At 53.4% G+C, this 18,461-nt stretch carries 20 protein-coding genes; 11 read left to right on the top strand and 9 right to left on the bottom strand.

What is annotated here, in order from left to right; translation table 11 throughout:
* The first annotated feature begins 268 nt into the window (after positions 1-268).
* The 8 genes from NHG65_RS15760 to NHG65_RS15725 all read left to right on the top strand — a co-directional run bounded on the left by NHG65_RS15760 (position 269) and on the right by NHG65_RS15725 (position 6,894).
* A complete protein-coding gene (locus tag NHG65_RS15760; protein WP_499182383.1) occupies positions 269-1,438 on the top strand; it encodes a phage tail sheath protein in 1,170 nt (389 codons plus the stop codon).
* A gap of 16 nt (positions 1,439-1,454) precedes the next feature.
* On the top strand, positions 1,455-1,973 hold the full coding sequence (locus tag NHG65_RS15755) for a phage major tail tube protein (protein WP_499182382.1): 519 nt from the start codon (positions 1,455-1,457) through the stop codon (positions 1,971-1,973).
* Positions 1,974-2,036: 63 nt separating this feature from the next.
* Positions 2,037-2,339 (top strand): phage tail assembly protein, encoded by a 303-nt coding sequence (locus tag NHG65_RS15750; protein ID WP_499182381.1) that lies wholly within the window; start codon positions 2,037-2,039, stop codon positions 2,337-2,339.
* 32 nt (positions 2,340-2,371) lie between these two features.
* Positions 2,372-2,491 carry a GpE family phage tail protein gene (locus tag NHG65_RS15745; protein WP_499182380.1) on the top strand — a complete coding sequence of 40 codons (120 nt, stop codon included), beginning with the start codon at positions 2,372-2,374 and terminating at the stop codon, positions 2,489-2,491.
* Positions 2,484-4,931: a phage tail tape measure protein gene (locus tag NHG65_RS15740; protein WP_499182379.1), complete on the top strand. Its 2,448-nt coding sequence runs from the start codon at positions 2,484-2,486 to the stop codon at positions 4,929-4,931. Before NHG65_RS15745 ends, NHG65_RS15740 begins: the two co-directional genes overlap by 8 nt.
* 13 nt (positions 4,932-4,944) lie before the next feature.
* The gene (locus NHG65_RS15735) at positions 4,945-5,430 is read left to right on the top strand and encodes a phage tail protein (protein ID WP_499182378.1); all 486 of its coding nucleotides are present in this window, start codon (positions 4,945-4,947) and stop codon (positions 5,428-5,430) included.
* The gene (locus tag NHG65_RS15730) at positions 5,427-6,596 is read left to right on the top strand and encodes a phage late control D family protein (protein ID WP_499182377.1); all 1,170 of its coding nucleotides are present in this window, start codon (positions 5,427-5,429) and stop codon (positions 6,594-6,596) included. Before NHG65_RS15735 ends, NHG65_RS15730 begins: the two co-directional genes overlap by 4 nt.
* A gap of 79 nt (positions 6,597-6,675) precedes the next feature.
* Positions 6,676-6,894, top strand: coding sequence for a DNA-binding transcriptional regulator (locus NHG65_RS15725; RefSeq protein ID WP_499182376.1), 219 nt, complete (start codon positions 6,676-6,678; stop codon positions 6,892-6,894).
* A gap of 43 nt (positions 6,895-6,937) precedes the next feature.
* Here NHG65_RS15725 and yidD read toward each other — a convergent pair whose 3' ends face one another.
* The 5 genes from yidD to NHG65_RS15700 all read right to left on the bottom strand — a co-directional run bounded on the left by yidD (position 6,938) and on the right by NHG65_RS15700 (position 11,405).
* Positions 6,938-7,138 carry a membrane protein insertion efficiency factor YidD gene (gene yidD / locus NHG65_RS15720; protein ID WP_499183487.1) on the bottom strand — a complete coding sequence of 67 codons (201 nt, stop codon included), beginning with the start codon at positions 7,136-7,138 and terminating at the stop codon, positions 6,938-6,940.
* 26 nt (positions 7,139-7,164) lie between these two features.
* Positions 7,165-7,398 carry a DUF4177 domain-containing protein gene (locus NHG65_RS15715; RefSeq protein WP_499182375.1) on the bottom strand — a complete coding sequence of 78 codons (234 nt, stop codon included), beginning with the start codon at positions 7,396-7,398 and terminating at the stop codon, positions 7,165-7,167.
* A 241-nt stretch (positions 7,399-7,639) separates the two neighbouring features.
* Entirely contained in the window at positions 7,640-8,509 is an 870-nt protein-coding gene (locus tag NHG65_RS15710) for a dimethyl sulfoxide reductase anchor subunit family protein (RefSeq protein WP_499182374.1), read from the bottom strand.
* A gap of 5 nt (positions 8,510-8,514) precedes the next feature.
* Positions 8,515-9,069, bottom strand: coding sequence for a 4Fe-4S dicluster domain-containing protein (locus NHG65_RS15705; protein WP_198404469.1), 555 nt, complete (start codon positions 9,067-9,069; stop codon positions 8,515-8,517).
* Between the two features lie 2 nt (positions 9,070-9,071).
* Complete coding sequence (locus tag NHG65_RS15700) at positions 9,072-11,405, bottom strand: molybdopterin-containing oxidoreductase family protein (protein ID WP_099064386.1); 2,334 nt, start codon at positions 11,403-11,405, stop codon at positions 9,072-9,074.
* Positions 11,406-11,814: 409 nt separating this feature from the next.
* On the opposite strand from NHG65_RS15700, the gene lpxO reads away from it, so the two are divergent.
* The gene (lpxO, locus tag NHG65_RS15695; RefSeq protein ID WP_085117324.1) at positions 11,815-12,717 is read left to right on the top strand and encodes a lipid A hydroxylase LpxO; all 903 of its coding nucleotides are present in this window, start codon (positions 11,815-11,817) and stop codon (positions 12,715-12,717) included.
* A 53-nt stretch (positions 12,718-12,770) separates the two neighbouring features.
* On the opposite strand, the gene chaA is transcribed toward lpxO, so the two are convergent.
* Positions 12,771-13,871: a sodium-potassium/proton antiporter ChaA gene (gene chaA, locus NHG65_RS15690; RefSeq protein WP_099064384.1), complete on the bottom strand. Its 1,101-nt coding sequence runs from the start codon at positions 13,869-13,871 to the stop codon at positions 12,771-12,773.
* Between the two features lie 314 nt (positions 13,872-14,185).
* Complete coding sequence (locus NHG65_RS15685) at positions 14,186-15,004, bottom strand: siderophore-interacting protein (RefSeq protein WP_207978982.1); 819 nt, start codon at positions 15,002-15,004, stop codon at positions 14,186-14,188.
* A 338-nt stretch (positions 15,005-15,342) separates the two neighbouring features.
* Here NHG65_RS15685 and NHG65_RS15680 point away from each other — a divergent pair, with 338 nt between their 5' ends.
* Entirely contained in the window at positions 15,343-16,038 is a 696-nt protein-coding gene (locus NHG65_RS15680) for a gamma-glutamylcyclotransferase (protein ID WP_207978984.1), read from the top strand.
* Between the two features lie 298 nt (positions 16,039-16,336).
* Complete coding sequence (gene cbl, locus NHG65_RS15675) at positions 16,337-17,290, top strand: HTH-type transcriptional regulator Cbl (RefSeq protein ID WP_012145640.1); 954 nt, start codon at positions 16,337-16,339, stop codon at positions 17,288-17,290.
* A 56-nt stretch (positions 17,291-17,346) separates the two neighbouring features.
* Here the strand turns inward: cbl and NHG65_RS15670 are convergent, their stop codons facing one another.
* Both NHG65_RS15670 and NHG65_RS15665 read right to left on the bottom strand, forming a co-directional pair.
* A complete protein-coding gene (locus NHG65_RS15670; protein WP_099064380.1) occupies positions 17,347-17,547 on the bottom strand; it encodes a hypothetical protein in 201 nt (66 codons plus the stop codon).
* A 50-nt stretch (positions 17,548-17,597) separates the two neighbouring features.
* Complete coding sequence (locus NHG65_RS15665; protein ID WP_499182373.1) at positions 17,598-18,200, bottom strand: hypothetical protein; 603 nt, start codon at positions 18,198-18,200, stop codon at positions 17,598-17,600.
* Positions 18,201-18,461 lie beyond the last annotated feature (261 nt).

Below are 18,461 nucleotides of genomic sequence, written 5' to 3'. Positions count from 1 at the left end.
ACGCATGTTACGGGCTGTTCTCTGTTGCGCGGTCTTTCCCTGATGTTGCCGCGTCTTGCCCAGTGACAGTAACCCACCTGATTAAAATCTGTCCAATTGGTTGTGTAGATCAATGCGTCTGGATTGATCGGCCAAATCGATCGTAGTGTCTTCTCATCCCCTCATGTTTCTTCGCTCCGTTGTCTGGTGGGTCATCCATCGGCCATTGCGTGCGCCTGCGCAAGCCCGGCGGCAAGCTAGGCACACCACCAACAACCGGAGTCACAATATGGGTGATTATCACCACGGCGTGCGCGTCGTTGAAATCAATGACGGTACGCGCATCATTTCCACCGTATCGACGGCTATTGTCGGCATGGTCTGCACCGGCAAAGATGCCGACCCGAAGGTTTTCCCACTCAACACCCCGGTATTGATTACCGATGTGATTGCCGCCGCCGGTAAGGCGGGAAAATCCGGCACGCTGGCGAATGCCTTGGCCGCCATCGGCGACCAGTGCAAGCCGGTGACGATTGTCGTCCGTGTCGAAGAGGGTAAAGACGCGGCGGAAACCACGTCGAACATCATCGGTGGTGCGGATGAAAATGGCCGCTATACCGGCATGAAAGCCTTGCTCACCGCGCAGGCGGTCACCGGCGTGAAACCTCGCATTCTTGGCGTGCCGGGGCTGGATACGCTGGAAGTGGCGACGGCGCTGGCGGGTATTTGCCAGCAGTTACGCGCGTTCGGTTATATCAGTGCGTATGGCTGCAAAACCATTTCCGAGGCCATCACCTACCGCGACAATTTCAGCCAGCGCGAGCTGATGCTCATCTGGCCGGATTTCCTCGCATGGGATACCACTGGCAACGTGAGCGCCACGGCCTATGCCACCGCTCGCGCGCTGGGCCTGCGCGCCAAAATCGACACGGAAACCGGCTGGCATAAAACCCTGTCTAACGTCGGCGTCAATGGCGTGACCGGCATTTCCGCCAGCGTGTTCTGGGACCTGCAAGCGCCCGGCACCGATGCCGACCTGCTCAATGAGGCTGGAGTCACGACGCTGGTGCGTAAAGACGGTTTCCGCTTCTGGGGTAACCGCACTTGTTCTGATGACCCGCTGTTCTTGTTCGAAAACTACACCCGCACCGCGCAAGTGCTGGCTGACACCATGGCCGAAGCGCACCTGTGGGCGGTGGATAAGCCGGTCACTGCGACGCTCATCCGCGACATTGTCGACGGCATCAAGGCCAAATTCCGCGAGCTGAAATCGAACGGTTACATCATCGATGCCGATTGCTGGTATGACGAATCGGCCAACGACAAAGAGACCCTCAAGGCCGGGAAACTGTATATCGATTATGACTATACCCCGGTTCCCCCACTGGAAGACCTGACCCTGCGCCAGCGTATCACCGATAAGTATCTGGTGAGTCTGGCCGCTGGCGTCAACAGCTAAGAGGACACGTTAAACCATGGCACTCCCGCGCAAACTGAAGTACCTCAACCTGTTTAACGACGGCCTGAGCTATATGGGCGTGGTCAGCTCTGTGACCCTGCCGAAACTGACCCGCAAGCTTGAAAACTATCGCGGCGGCGGCATGAACGGTGCGGCCCCGGTGGATATGGGGCTGGACGATGACGCGTTGAGCGTGGAATGGACTGTCGGCGGTTTCCCGGACGACCAGCTCTGGGAACAGTACGCCGCCGCCAGCGCGGCATCGGTACCGCTGCGCTTCTGTGGCTCCTACCAGCGCGATGACACTGGCGACATGGTGGCAGTGGAAATCGTGATGCGTGGACGTCACAAAGAGTTTGATTTTGGCGACCAGAAACAGGGCGAGGATACCGAGACAAAAATCTCGACCCAATGCACTTATTTCAAACTGACCGTCGACGGAAAAGAGCGCATCGAAGTTGACACCGTCAACATGATTGAGCGCGTGAACGGCGTCGACATGCTGGAACAGCACCGCCGCAACATCGGGCTGTAATTACCGGGCGGTCAGCGACGCTGGCCGCCATTCCTCCTGACTTATTTAATTTGAGAGCACACCATGAAAAACGACAACACCATCACCGCTACCGAAAACCCAAACGTCGTGAAACTGGATACGCCGGTCAAACGCGGTGAGACCCTTATCGATACGGTCACGCTGGTTAAGCCTAATGCGGGCACCCTGCGCGGCGTGGGTCTGGCCTCGCTGGCAAACTCTGAGGTTGATGCGCTGATTAAGGTGCTGCCGCGCATGACTTACCCGGCATTGACAGAGAGCGAAGTCACGGCGCTGGAGTTGCCTGACCTTGTGGCATTGGCCGGGAAGGTTATCGGTTTTTTGGCACCGAGTTCGGCACTCTAGATTTCCCGGCTGGTTTGTCGGTTGATGACCTGATGGCAGATATCGCGACGGTTTTCCACTGGCCGCCGTCAGAGCTTTACCCGATGACACCGCAAGAACTCCTCAACTGGCGCGACAAAGCGCTACAACGAAGCGGACAACCGAATGAGTAACAACGTCAAGTTGCAGGTGCTACTCAAAGCCGTTGACCAAGCGACCCGCCCGTTTAAAAGCATCCAGACAGCGAGTAAATCGCTGTCTGCCGAAATCCGCGACACCCGGCAGAACCTGAAAGAATTGAACGCGCAGGCCGGGCGCGTCGAAGGATTCCGCAAATCGAGCGCGCAGCTTGCCGTCACCGGTCAGGCGCTGGCAAAGGCTAAGCAGGAAGCCGCCGCGCTGGCGGTGCAGTTCAAAAACACCGAGAAGCCGACCCGAGCACAGGCGCAATTGATGGACGCGGCCAAGCGCTCGGCCGCCGAGCTGCAACTCAAATACAACGGGTTGCGCCAGTCGGTACAGCGTCAGCGCCAAGAGCTGGCGCGGGCTGGGATTAATACCCGCACCCTGGCCGTCGACGAACGCCGCCTGAAATCATCCCTCACTGAAACCACTACCCAGCTTCACCGGCAGCGTGAGGCGTTATCTCGCGTCAGCCAGCAACAGGCCAAGCTCAGCGCGGTACGCAAGCGCTATCAGGCCGGGAAGCAATTGGCGGGCAGCGTGGCCGGAGCGGGGGCGGCCGGTGTTGGCGCGGCGACAGTCGGCGGTTTTGCAGCAAAAAAACTCCTGACGCCGGGGTATGATTTTGCGCAAAAAAACTCTGAGTTGCAGGCTGTGCTCGGCGTCGCAAAAGATTCGGCTGATATGGTGGCGCTCCGCACGCAGGCGCGACAGCTTGGTGATAACACGGCCGCATCTGCCGATGACGCCGCCGGGGCGCAAATCATCATTGCCAAAGCGGGCGGCGACAAAGACGCCATCACCGCTGCAACGCCGGTTACGCTCAATATGGCACTGGCGAACCGTAAAACCATGGAGGAAAACGCCGCCCTGTTGATGGGGATGAAATCCGCTTTCCAGCTCTCTAACGACAAGGTCGCCCACATTGGCGATGTATTGTCGATGACGATGAATAAAACGGCGGCTGATTTTCAGGGACTCAGCGACGCGCTGACCTATGTTGCACCGGTGGCAAAGAATGCCGGAGTGAGCATTGAGCAAGCCGCCGCCATGGTTGGTGCGCTACATGATGCGAAAATCACCGGTTCAATGGCCGGTACGGGCGGTAGTGCGGTTGTCAGCCGCTTACAGGCTCCGACGGGTAAATCGCGGGATGCGCTAAACGAGCTGGGGGTAAAAACCTCCGACAGCAAAGGCAATACACGCCCAATCTTCACCATCCTGAAAGAAATGCAGGCCAGCTTCGAGAAAAACAAACTCGGCACCAGTCAGAAAGCTGAGTATGTAAAAACCATTTTCGGCGAGGAGGCCATGAAGTCCGCCTCGGTGTTAATGGACACAGCAATCTCGGGCAAGCTGGACACGCTGACAGCGACGTTTAAAGCCGCCGACGGCAAGACGGGGGAGTTGGTCAAAATCATGCAGGACAATCTCGGCGGGGACTTGAAAGAGCTTCAATCCTCCTTCGAGGCTGTCGGGATTGATTTGTTTGACCAACTGGAAACACCTTTCCGGGAGCTGACGACGAAGGCGACAAAGTTCCTGCTGAAAATTGACCTTTGGATCAAGAACAACAAAGAGCTGTCCGGGACAATGGGAAAAATTGCCCTTGGTGGCCTTGCCATTGTCGGCATTCTGGGGGCAATTGGTTTGGCATCGTGGCCGGTCATCATGGGGATTAACAGTATCGTTGCGATTGCTGGCGTGATGGGGACGATATTTAGCGCCGTGGGTGGCGCAATCATGACGGCGCTTGGCGCACTGACGTGGCCGATAGTCGCGATTGGCTTGGCTATTGTGGCCGGGGTGCTGTTGATTCGCAAATATTGGCAACCTATCAGCGCTTTTTTCAGCGGTGTAATTCAGGGTGTTATGGAGGCGTTTGCGCCGGTTGGTGAGCTGTTCAAACCCTTAAAGCCGGTTTTTGACTGGCTCGGCGATAAGCTAAAGGCGGTCTGGCAGTGGTTCAAGGACTTAATCAAGCCGGTGGAGTCCACCAAAGAGACCCTCGATAGTTGTAAAAACGCGGGGCTGGCTTTTGGCCGGGGGCTGGCTGACGTGCTCGGCCTGCCGCTTAGGGCGTTCAACAAACTGCGGCAGGGCATTGATTGGGTGTTGAAAAAGCTGGGGGTCATCAACTCCGAATCCAGCGACCTCGACAAAAAAGCGAAAAAGGCCAATGACTACGCCAACGGTGCGAACGGGCGCGGATATTCCCCATCGGGCGGCCTGCTGACGGGCGGCTATGCGCCGGTTACGGCCGGGGGTGGCAAGTCCTTTGTCGATAACAGCGTCAACAACTTCCACGTCGGCAGCCAACACCCCGGCGGCACCAGTGCAGCAGAAACCAAGCGGATGTTGCTGGAAGTGGTGGAAGAACGGGAGCGTAAACGCCGTGCGGCGCAGCGCTCAAACATGGCGACGGATTAAGGAGGGTGTGCTGATGATGTTAATTCTCGGGCTGTTTGTATTCCAGTTGCAGACGGTGCCCTATCAAACGCTGGCGCGCTCGGTGGATTATCGCTGGCCGTCAAACAGCCGTGTCGGCCAGCGGCCGGCTCTGCAATTTCTCGGCGTCAATGAGGAGAAAATCACGCTATCCGGCGTCCTGCTGCCGGAAATAACTGGCGGTAAAATCTCTATGCAACTGCTTGATGCCATGGCCGTCGAGGGTAAAGCGTGGCCGCTGCTGGAAGGCACTGGCACCATTTACGGTATGTTTGTTGTGAACGGCGTCAGTGAAACCCGCACGGAGTTTTTCTCCACCGGCAGCGCCCGGCGCATAGAGTTCACGCTCACGCTCACTCGCGTGGATGAGTCCTTTACGGCGATGTACGGTGATTTACAGGCGCAGGCGGAGGGGATGCTCGGTCAAATGAGCGAATGGACAGCCAAGGCCGGGAACATGGCGGGAGGGCTGCTCCAATGATTACCGGGATGACACTGGATGCCGGTGCGACAATGGCCCCGGCGTTTATGCTCAAGATGGGCGAGAAGGATATCACCCATAATGTCAGTGACCGCCTGCTCTCGCTGACACTGTCGGACAATCGCGGATTTGACGCCGACCAGCTCGATATTGAGCTGGATGACGCCGACGGGCAGGTCATTATGCCTAACCGGGGTGCAGTGCTGGCGCTCCACCTCGGCTGGCAAGGTGCGCCACTGTTCAATAAGGGCAATTTTACCGTTGACGAGATAGAGCACCGGGGCGCGCCAGACACGCTAACGATCCGCGCCCGTTCTGCTGATTTTCGCGGTTCGCTCAATGCCCGCCGGGAGGAGTCCTATCACGACACCACACTCAGCGCAGTGATTAGCAAGATTGCCGAGAGGAACAAGCTGACGGTCAGCGTCGCGAAAGGATTGGCCGAGATTAAAGTCCCGCACATCGACCAGTCGCAGGAGTCTGACGCCAAGTTCCTGACGCGCCTAGCCACCCGTAACGGTGCAGAGGTCTCGATAAAAGCCGGGAAGCTGTTATTTATCCGGGCCGGGAATGGCGTGACGGCCAGCGGCAAGCCTATCCCGCAGATGACGATTGAACGCCGCGACGGTGACGGGCATCAGTTTGCTATTGCAGACCGAGCGGCCTATACGGGCGTTACGGCCAAGTGGTTGCATACCAAAGACCCTAAGCCGCAAAAACAGCAGGTGAAACTCAAGCGCAAACCGAAACCGCAGCACTTGCGTGCGCTGCAACACCCAAAGGCAAAACCGGTGGCGGCTAAGAAGGCAGCGAGCAAACCGAAAGAGGCGCGGGAAGGCGAATACATGACCGGCGAGGCCGACAATGTGTTTGCTATCACCACGGTTTACGCCAGCAAGGCGCAGGCGACGCGTGCCGCACTGGCAAAATGGGATAAGTTGCAACGCGGTGTTGCGGAGTTTTCTATCAATCTTGCCATGGGGCGAGCGGATTTATTCCCTGAAACGCCGCTAGCGGTGAGAGGATTTAAGCGCGTCATAGACGAGCAGGCGTGGACAATCACTAAGGTGACCCATTCACTCAGCAATAGCGGCTATACGACGGCGTTAGAGCTTGAGGTTAGGCTTTCGGACGTGGAGTATGAGGAGGAAAACAAACAAGACTGAATGGTTAATAATTGATTGATATTAAAGGAAAAAAGACTAAAATCACTTTATCAATGTTGAATGGTGGAAGTGATAAATTATGTTTCATTGCAATATCTGCGGAACTGCTGCACATGCTCGTTCAAGTCGTTATCTCAGCGAGAACACAAAGGAGCGTTATCACCAGTGTCAGAACATCAATTGCAGTCATACATTTGTCACCATGGAAACCATTGAACGCACCATTGTGAAACCCGGCCATGTGGTGCCGGTGATGCCTCACCCGACCCATTACGGCCAGCAAAGCATGTTGATGTAACAGAAGCGAAAAACCCCGGATTTCCGGGGTTTCTTTTTTAAGATTAGATGTGAGTTTTTCGAGGCGGATAATCTATCCCGCCATTAGGTGGGCAACAGCGTCTAAGTCGGTTAATCCCTAACCTCCAGCCAGCAAAAAAACCAAATCTTTTTATCGATATGAGCGTGTATTTTGAACAGGACGGATAGTATCTGCATCTATCCCGTATTTTTCTCGGTGCTAACTTTCGATAGGCAAGTATCATTCTGATACTCAACCAAGTAAGCATTCTTAAACTTCTTTTCTAAATGTGATGACGTAGTAGTTAACTACACCTAACTTATTGCTACCAAAACAGCCCGGTTTTTCTTCAATGCCGATGGTGTCGACTCGTTGGAACTCCCATCCTTCCTGAGCGAACTCGTTTACAACGTTCTCTAGGTATTGAGCAGCGATGCCATTTTTATTGTCTTTGGCTTTTACCGAGATATTCGGCGGTATTTGAACCATTTTGTATTGGTACATTTTCAACGTCCCTATATGTTAAATTCTTCTTATGTTACATCGGATATCAATAGGAAGTGAAGGGATGAGGCTGTGAAAGAGGCAGAAGAAAAAACCCCGGAAATCCGGGGCTGTTTTCGAAGTGTGGTCAATGCGTGGACATACTTAGAAATAAATCCTTTTATTTCAATCGACTATGCTACCTTTGCTAGGCCGCCTCGGCGGCCTTTTTCTTGTCTTGAATATGGGTTGCCCCGTCATCTCAAAACCAAGGATATTGGCTCATCACGCCAGAGTAAAACAGCATTCGGCCACCCAGCGAGGCGGAGAGCAGCGCCAGCATCAGCACACTGGCGACTCCTGCCGACAACACCGGTCGGCGATAAAGATAGGTCGCCAGTCCGGTGGCGATAATCAGCCCGGCAAAAATCAGCCAACTCATCCAGCCTGAGCCAAAGATGGCGATGGCACTGGCCAACATTTTGCCTTGTTCACTGAAACCTGCGCTGTACCCCAGGATCACCGCCAACATCAGTGCCACCGCCAGCAAAATGCCTCCCGGCAGCTGGGTGGGGAGCTGTCGCTGATGCTTATCCAGCGCCGCATTGAAAACGCTGATCCTTAAGCCAAGAGTGGTAAACCCCAACAGCAGCGCTGTGGCAATAAAACTGAGATGGGTGATGGGCGAGTGCCACAGCGGGTGGCTGCTCATCTGGTAATAAACCTGCGCTGAAACCAGAATGGCCGCCAGCCCGGCGACTGAGGCCAGCAGGCTAACGCCGCGGATCAAAGCCTGGCTACGATTAAAGCGAAACAGGATGGCTGCCCAGCTAAATACCACCGCATTGAGCAGAAAGAAGGCGACGACTTCCCGGCTTAGCCAGGAATGACCGATCCCCAGAATGGCGCGATAGGCCCCGGTTGGTGAACCCAAATGCAATAGCGACAGCAGCGAGCCGATAATATTGACCGCCAAAATAGCCACCGCCATTTTGCGCAGAGCATTAAAGCGTTTTTCTTCCGTCAGCCATCTTGGTTGGGCGACGATTAATACTGTGATGGCCACAATTGCGCCCACCGCCCACTGACAAAATACGGTAAAAAAGACTAAAGGGAGCTCATATTCAGACATGGCCTCTATTCCTTATCCCCGGCGGGAATAATCACGATATTGGGGTGGCTGATTTGGTGGCTTGGCAGTGAGTAGCGGGTTTCGATACGGGTTAAGTCAGCCCGGTATTTCTGCCGCAGCAGATCAATATCACCAAACTGCAGTACCCCGGCCGGACAGGACTCGACACAGCGTGGTTGCAATCCTTCATCCAGTCGCTCAGCACACAGATTGCACTTACTGGTTTTCCCTTCGACCGGATCAAAAACCGGCGCATTATAAGGACAAGCCATAATGCACATCCGGCAACCAATACATTTGTCGTGATCCTGCACCACGATGCCGTCCGGGCGTTTACTGTAGGTATCTGCCGGGCACACTTTCATGCACTGCGGATCGTCACAGTGATTACAGGACATCGAGATAAACGCCATCGCGTTCGGATCGTCAAAGCTAAATTCCCTGACCTGACGCCAGAGCACGCCCGCCGGGGTCGCATTTTCGGATTTACAGGCCATCGAGCAGGTTTTGCAGCCGTAACAGCCGCGCATATCCACTAAAAATCCATATTGTCTGACCATGATTATGCCTCCGCCCTAACGTCAACCAGGGTGCTGTTACAACAATGGCCAGAGCCCAGGACTTCGGCATGATCGTTAGTTACGTGGCTGCTGCTGCCCCCTTGCTGTTCCCACCAGCCATTGTCCAGGCACACCACGCCGCGTTTGATTTGGCGGGTTACTACCGCCAATGCCCGGTGTTCTCCCCGATGATTGAAAGCAATGGCCCATGCGCCATTGTGGATATTGCGACTGGCGGCATCTTCCGGATGGATCATGATATTAGGCTGATTACGCTGAACTTCGAGGATCCATTCATTCATCCCGTGGCTGGAGTGAATACTCCGGGCCAGCTTGCGCTGCACGGCCATTAATGGGTATTTTCTTGCCAGCTCCGGCGACCCTTTCGGCGACTCTTTAACCTGCATATAGGTCACAATCGGTGGGAAGTCTTTCTTCTGCCAGGCTTCAATAAAGAAGTGGGCTTTTTTAGTGGGTGTGCGGAAGATACCGTCCCTGAACGGGATCCACGGCACCTCCGCCGGTTTGATCGGCCCGTGGCGCAGTTGTTCAATGGTGATGCCGGTACCGGCCAGACAGTTTTCGATATAGTGTTCAATCGGTTGATTAAACACTTCGCCAAAGCCGAAACGTTCGGCCAGCCGGGCAAAAATCCAGTAATCCGGTTTGGCCTCACCGACTGGCTCCACCGCTTTTTCCATCAGTTGGACATAGTGGCTGCGGACGCCGGCCATCAGGCTGAGATCTTCAAAAATGGTGGTCACCGGCAACACCAGGTCTGCATACAGGGCGGTGGAACTCATCAGATTATCGGCCACCACCACAAACGGCACTTTCTTCAGGGCCTTTTTCACCATATTGGTGTTAGGCAGTTGGGTGAGGGCGCCCAGAGTCATAATCCACCAGAAGTTAATCGGGTGAGGACGATCGTTGACGATCCATTCTCCGGTTTTAGAAACCGGTATCGGTGGGATTTTTTGCACGTCAGGTGCGGGTGGTACCGGCGGATTGAACTTCATCATCTGTTTTGCTCCGCCCGCATCGCAGACACCCCCACCGGCTTTGCCCATATTGCCGGTCAACAGCGCCAGATAGAACTGACTGGCGGCCACATAGGTGCCAAACTCGGTACGCTGAGCGCCGGACATATTCTGTACGATCATCGAAGGTTTGTTGCTGGCATACTCTCGCGCCAACCGCAGCAGGGTGGCTGCCGGAACATCGGTTTCTGCCGCTACTTTCTCCGTGTTCCAGGGGGCGGCCTCCTGGCGGATCAGTTCAAACACCGTGGTATAACCGGCATCTGCAGGCAGTTCTGCCTGTGTCAGTGCCGCAACAATGGCGGGTGTATCATGGAGAACCAGCTTTTGGCTTAGGTTGTCGTAGACCAGATAGCTTTCTTTATCCTGCGGATCTTCCCTAAGCTGTTGTTGCTCGGCATCCACCAGATAAACCGCTCCGGTGTGTTGGCGCAGGAAGTCAGCATCATAGCGCTGCTCATCCATAATGATTTTTATCATCCCCAGTGCCAACGCGGTGTCGGTGCCAGGAATAATCGGGATCCATTCATCGGCTTTGGCCGCCGTTTCGTTAAATCTCGGGTCGATCACCACCAGGCGCGCCCCCTGTTTTTGCGCCTTAATATATTCTTTAAAATAGGCTTGCATGGTCACGGCCGGATTATTGCCCCAGCACAGGATGTATCGGCTGTCGGCAAGCGTGTCGCGCATATCCGCGTAGCGCAGGCCAAGCATCGGGATCATGGCAGCGGTCACGGCAGAGCAACACAAGGAGCCGGTGCGTTTGGTGGCGCCGCCGAGGTAATCAAAGAAGCTCTTGGCCATATCATTTTTAATGGAATCCATGTTGCCGGCATGGGTCGAAATCAACAGGCCTTTATTTCCGTGGCTGGCAAGGGTGTTGCGGATATTTAGCTCAATCAGGTCCAGCGCCTCATCCCAGGATATCGGTTTGAATTTCCCTTCGCCTTTTTCTCCGACCCGAAGCAAGGGTGTTTTAACCCGCAGTGGGTGATACACCCATTTGGTCCGACTTATTCCGCGCAGGCAGCACTTGACGTTAAAATCTTTGCTGGCTTCTATTTTCTTCAGCTCACCCTGATAGACATAAGCCGTTAAATTGCAGTGTAAACACTCCATGGCACAGGTTGATCTAAAGGTTTGATAGTCGGTTAGTTTAAGCCGCACTCGGGGCAAGGGTTTACCCTTGTCCAGCGCCATGGAAAAAACGCAGGGTGAGATGCTGGCCAACCCAATGACCCCCAGCCCTTTTAACAAGGTTCTGCGATTCATTCTGATTTCTGATATATTTTTCATGATATTTCCCGCACGTATTATTTGTTTTTATTATTGTTCGCGTTTTTGCCATTTAATTTAAATAACACTCTGAGTTAATCATGGGTAAATTATGGCGTACTGATCGAAATCAAATTATTAATTTATTGCTTTACCGTAACTTACTCGTGCCGTTAATAGAAGAAACCAAAAAGTAATTGTCGATTATTGCTTTTAGCGGGTTGCTCAGCCTCGACTGGTCGGAGTCCAATCCTCGCTCGTTTAGCTTTTGTGTAAACTATTGTGGTTTTTTGTATAGATTTTCGTTGAGTTAGCGTTAATGATTAGTGGGGTTCCAGCAGGGCGTAGCGGTGCATCCGCCAAAAGGGAATATCTGGGGAGTATGCCGGAGTGGCGTACTGGGCATTGGGATCTTCAAAGCGGTTCAATCATGAAATATATTATTTTATTGCTATTTATTTTGTGCGTTGTGTATGTCCATTACCGTGGCAGGGTGCGTTACACCTTCTGGCGGCAGCTTTCTGATCACTCGACCTTTACCGCGCCACTGAACGTTTTTATGTATCTGTTCTCACGCGTGCCGACCACGCCTTATTTGCAACCGGAGCAATTCCCCGAGTTGAAGGTACTGCGGGATAATTGGCAAACTATCCGTGATGAAGGGCAGCAGTTGATGGCGATCCAGCAAATTAAAGCCTCGGATCAGTTTAACGATGCCGGGTTCAATTCGTTCTTCAAAACCGGCTGGAAACGTTTTTATTTAAAATGGTATGAAGACAGCCACCCGTCGGCGATGAGTCTGTGTCCGCAGACTACCGCGCTGTTGCGCAGCCTGCCTTCAGTCAAGGCGGCGATGTTTGCCGAACTGCCGGACGGCAGCCGCCTGCCACGCCACCGCGATCCTTACGCCGGTTCGCTGCGTTATCACCTGGGGCTGATTACCCCGAATGACGACCGCTGTTTTATTGAAGTGGACGGCGAGCGCTACAGTTGGCGCGATGGCGAAGGGGTAATGTTTGATGAGACCTATCTGCATTTTGCCGAAAACCAGAGCGGGCAGAACCGGCTGATTCTGTTCTGTGACATTGAACGGCCGATGCGTTTCCGCTGGGCACAGGGTATCAACCACTGGCTGGGACGTAATTTGATGAGTGCGGCCACTGCACCCAATGAAGAGGGTGATCGTACCGGGGGGGTTAACAAGCTGTTCAAGTATATTTATGCGGTGCGCAAAGTGGGGAAACGGCTGAAGGCGTGGAACCGTACCGGGTATTACATCATTAAATGGATTTTGTTTGGCGGTATCGCGGCGGGCATTTTTTTCGCGGTATAAGCTTTTGCGCTATGTATAAAGACGAAGGGCGCCACGGGGCGCCCTTCGGGTAATCAGGCAAAGATGGTCATCATATAGGCGGCGAACAGCGCCAGGTGCGCCGTACCGTTCAGCACGTTGGTCCTGCCGGTGGAGAACGAAAGCTGGCACAGCAACAACACCGTCAGCATCACCACGATATGCGGCGTCTGCAAACCGAAGATCAACGTCTGACCGGTCAGCGTGGCGATGACGGTGACCGCCGGTACCGTCAGGGAAATGGTCGCCAGCACCGAACCGAAAAACAGGTTCATGGCGCGCTGTACCTGATTATTCAATACCGCTCGCAGTGCCCCCAGACCTTCAGGCGACAGGATCAGCAGGGCGACCAGGAAACCGGTAAATTGCGCCGGGGCATTTACCTTGGTCAACAAACCTTCCAGCGGATTGGCGTTGAACTTGGTCACCGCGATCACTGCAATCAGATGTACCACCAACCAACCGGCATGCCAGGCACTGCTGTGCGAGGAAGGCTTGCCATGGTGCGGGTCGCCATCGTCATCTTCGTGCTCGTAGACGAACAGGCTCTGGTGGGTTTTGGTCTGGATCACCAGGAACACGCCGTACATGGCGGCAGAAATCACCGAAACCAGCAGCGCCTGACCGGTAGTGAAGTTACCGCCCGGCAGCGCACTCGGGAACACCAACACAATCACCGCCAACGGGAAAATCGCCATCAGATACTGTTTTATACCGCCGAGGTTAACGTACTGGGTGGCGAATTTACGTCCGCCAAGCAGCAGTGCAACACCCACCAACCCGGCGCTGACAATCATAATGATCGAGTAAAGGGTATCGCGCATCAACGCCGGAGCGGCATCACCGGTGGCCATCAATGCGGAGATCAGGCTGACTTCCAGGATCACCACCGACAGGCTGAGGATCAGCGAGCCATAGGGTTCACCCAGGCGGTGAGCCAAGACGTCGGCGTGGCGTACTACGCTGAACGCACTGCTGAGAATACCGATCAGGGCAACGATGTTAATACCGACGATCAACGGAAAGTTGCTGGTATTGCCCCACAAATTCAGCACCACCAGGGCGGCAATGGGCAGCAGCAGGGAATACTCGGTGTGGCGGGATTTGGATCGGCCAGGATCGTTTTGCGACTTCATTTCGATGGTACTCCTTCTCAAACAGCGTGGTCCCGTCTTCGCTGACTGCCGTTAAAGGCAACTCTGCGCATCCAGAATGCATTTTTATTTTATAATAATAGGATACACCCAGTGGCTCGTGCCGGGGAATGATGTGATGTTGTTTTACTTGCAAAAGCAAATGCTTGCAATATGTGACTAGGTTAACAAAAAAACCGCACGGGATGCGGTTTTCTTTACTTACTTTTACGCAGTGAGATTTGTTTTCTTCATTAACGGCATATAAATTGCAGTTTGCGAATCTATTCCTTGGTTAATAAAGGGAAAAATTCCTATCAGTCATCAATATTATCCATAATTTCATGCCGCTTATTATGGTAACCCTCTTCATTTAGCCCCTCACGCCAGTAAGGCACGGCATAAAGGCGATTACGCTCACATTGACGATCGCGGCGCAGGTAGCGGCGCAGTTCTACCACCAGACGATCTTCACCGGCCAGCCAGTACTGGGTCTCGGCCTGCGGCTGCGGCAATGCACAAAACTGCGTGACCAGCTCTGCCGTTTTCTCGGTGCCGCCAATAATCCAGCTCAGTTCAAAACCCGCAGGTTTTTTCAGGTCGATCACATCGGCTGCACTATCAACCCGGATAAAGGCATGACCTTCGCTGCGTGCCGGTAGTGTTTCCAGCAACGCCGCCAAAGCGGGTAAAGAAGAAGGATCGCCGGCCAGGCAGTAGAAGTCAGCCTCTGGCAGCATAGGTTTCGGGCCACCGGGATTGCTGATGCCAATTTTATCGCCGGCTTTCGCCGCGCGAGCAAAGTCAACCGCCGGGCCGCTGTGGTCATGAATGGCGAATTCAATGTCGACTTCCGCCAGTTCCGGACGTACCGCACGGATGGAGTAGGTGCGAACAATGGGGCGTACCGCATCGGCTGCCCAGCGTGGGCCATTTTCGGTCAGCGTCGGCAGATCCGGCTGTGTCTGGCCTGCCAGCGGCAGGAAAACCTTAATGTGCGCGGCAGCAGCATTTGCCGGGTAATAGCGCAGGTCCGGCGCGGTGAAGGTGATACGACGCAGGTGCGGGGTAATATCGCGAATGGCACTGACTGCAATCAGGTAGGGTGCGCGTGAGCGTGGGGCTTCGGTAGTCACGGGGTTCTCCTTATGTTCGTTTGGCGCTGAGTATATCACGCCATTTGATAATGAGAATTGTTTGCTGATCGTGGCAGACGTGCCCGGTCACCGCGACGAAGCAGGATGGCGATCGCTTAATGCTTAACTGAGGTATTTTACCCTTCGATATTATTGCTGCTGAGTACAAATACTTTTTCACTTTAAACATCGTCTGAAACTTGATTGCTCCCCGAGAAAAGAATAAGGTCATTATTATCGCGGAAAGGGTTATAGAATTAATAAAATTCCGTACTCAATAATAAAGTTGAACAGTGGCTAGGGAGTAGGAGCGATCTTATTCCCGGGAGGTTGTTAAGGTGTTAACGCGAGATTTTCTGCAAAATGCGGATTGCAAAACAGCATTCGGCACCATTGAGGAGTCGCTGTTACTGACATCAGAGCAGCGTGCGGCCTCACTGGATTGTACTTTATCCCGTCGGCCGGATAACAGCCCGGTGTGGGTTTTCGGCTACGGGTCACTGATGTGGAACCCGGTATTTGAATCTGAAGAGGTGCGACCGGCCACGTTGCAGGGCTGGCACCGCGCTTTCTGTTTGCGGCTGACCGCCGGGCGCGGCACCTTGCATCAGCCTGGGCGTATGTTAGCGCTGAAAGAGGGCGGAAGTACCACCGGGCTGGCGTTCCGCCTGCCGGAAGCCAAGCTGCGCGAAGAGCTGGAACTGCTGTGGAAACGTGAGATGCTGACCGGCTGTTATTTGCCGACCTGGTGCGATCTCACCCTGGCCGATGGCCAAGTGGTGACCGCGTTGGTGTTTGTGATGAACCCGCAGCATCCGCTGTTTGAAGAAGATACCAGCCACCAGGTGATCGCACCCTTGATCGCCAGTGCCAGTGGGCCACTGGGTACCAACGCTCAGTACCTGTTCTCACTGGATACCGAGCTGAGAAACCAGGGTATGAAGGACGACTGCATTGGCGATTTGGTGTGCTATGTGCAGCAGTGGTTGCAGCAGAATACCTCCGGTCCTGTCGGTGGAGAGGCAACGGCCTGATCCCCGCACTGCGTTTTAATGAGGCTCAGCATGCTGAGCCTTTTTTCGTTTCATATATCTAATACCTATATTTAATAACTTTATTCTGGATGAGTATTTAATCCACAATTTACAAGTGGTTATTTATCTCATTAATATTAAAGGAATTGGTTATTTTAAGACTAAGAAACAGTTAATTCACAGCGGTGAAAAATTCACTTAGCATGAAAATGCATAACTAAAGGTTATTTCTTATTTGTCCCCTCACGCCAGACTCCGTATCACTGTGTTAACAATATTGTTCGACCGGGGGGAGTGGATGAACTTTCAACAATTAAAAATTATTCGGGAATCGGCGCGCTGCAACTACAACCTGACCGAGGTGGCCAACACTTTATTTACCTCGCAGTCGGGTGTCAGTCGTCATATTCGGGAACTGGAAGAAGAGCTGGGCATTGAGATATTTATCCGCCGCGGCAAGCGTTTATTAGGCATGACCGAGCCGGGCAAAGAGCTACTGGTGGTGGCGGAACGCATCCTGAATGATGCCAATAATATCCGCCGCCTGGCGGACGTATTCAGCAGCAACGACGCCGGTCAGTTGCATATCGCCACTACCCATACCCAGGCACGCTACAGCCTGCCAGGGGTGATTAAAGAGTTTCGCGCGTTGTATCCGCGGGTGAGGGTGGTACTGAATCAGGGCAGCCCCGAAGAAATCGTCGGCATGCTGGCTTCCGGTGAGGCCGATATCGGCATTGCCAGTGAGCGGTTGATGAGCGACGAGTCTCTGGCGGCGTTTCCTTATTACCGTTGGCACCACACCATACTGGTGCCGGAAGGGCATGAGTTGACCCGTCAGCCGCAGGTAACGCTGGAAATGCTCAGTACTTTGCCCCTGATTACCTACCGGCAGGGCATTACCGGCCGGTCACGGCTGGATAGCGCTTTCAAAGCTGCCGGGTTAACGCCGGATATTGCCTTAAGTGCGCAGGATTCTGACGTGATTAAAACCTATGTTGAGCTGGGATTGGGGGTGGGCGTGCTGGCGGATATGTCCTACGAGAAGGAACGCGACCACGGGTTGGTTAGCCTTAACGCCGAACACCTGTTCGAACCCAATACCGTGTGGTTAGGTTTGAAACGCAGTCAGTTACAACGTAACTATGCATGGCGATTTATCCAGCTCTGTAACCCAACGCTGTCGCTGACCGAAATCAAAGACAAAGTGTTCTCCTCACAGCTGGATACGGTGATCGATTACCAGATTTAATCGGAGGGAAGGTGGCTGGCAAGCAGGCCGGGCATGGTGCCCGGCGATAGGGAAAGTTAAAGCTGTTTTCTCAACAGTTTTCTAACCATACGGCGTTTGCTTTTTTGCACTGGGCCTATGAGTTCTAATATGGGGACTTCTTCAGGAGGCGGTGGATTCGCCATTTGCCAGCGAAGATGTTGCTGCAAAATTTCGATCATGATTTCTTTTTCTTCTTGAATAGTTAGCGTTGGGTCGTTCAGGTCCCTGTCCTTCATGTTGCTCTCCTTTTTGAACGTTATTTGTACACACCATATCACGCAAGGACTTAACGCTGAATTTTTTTAAAGCGGCTTAGGTATTTTCTCAATGAGATGAATTCCGTTGTGCAGTTCATAGTGCCGGGTATCACGGTGAATGAAGCTTGACGGGTATAAAGCTCGAGCAGGCGATTGTTGAGAACGTTACTGATCAGTATGTCGGGAAGCGTTGTAGATATCAGCCCTTGCCCACGCAGATTCACGCCATAAAAATAGAGGGTGTGCAGGCAGTGTTGCAGCATTTTGCCGCTTAGCGGATGTTTATCTGCACGTCTGGTAAAACTCTCCAGTGCGGCCAGTTCGATGACGTTTTCCACTTTGTGGTAGTAGCACAGGCAAAAGCCGACACGAGTCAACGGCGCAGCAATCCACCTGAAAACAAAAGCAAAGCTTCCTGTTTCGAGCGCTGTACTGTCATAAAATTTCAACAGTGAGCGCCAGTTGAGCGCATGACCATTTTTTCTGCCTTTTTGCCAGCGACGATCTTGTTCGGCCAATCGGCTAATGAAGAGCCCTGATTGGGCCAGCACGATGTTCATATCTTCAATGGTTTGTTGCACCGCCCGATTATGTGAGTTTTGACCGCCGTCCGCTGGCGTGCTTGTTTCCATTTGATAGCTCCCTGTAGCAATTAGCCGCAGACTAATTGCTGGCAAGGAAGGGTACAAAACGTTGTTTTCCCCATTGCGCAGCGCCACGCAAAAGAAGTCATTGGTGCTCAGGGTTACCCCAGCAACTGCGCACCCACACGCAAAAGTCCGTCTGCTTAATAATCAAAATCTCAGCTATAGACATAAAAAGAATATCTATAGTTATTTAAGTACCTTCGCCTGCCGATGGCTCTCACATACACTCGCGAAATTACTATAAAT

It is taken from the genome of Serratia myotis (genome assembly GCF_027474885.1).
GTDB lineage: Bacteria > Pseudomonadota > Gammaproteobacteria > Enterobacterales > Enterobacteriaceae > Serratia > Serratia proteamaculans.
Note: the sequence above shows the minus strand (reverse complement) of the source record. Positions and strands in the feature narration are given on the sequence as shown.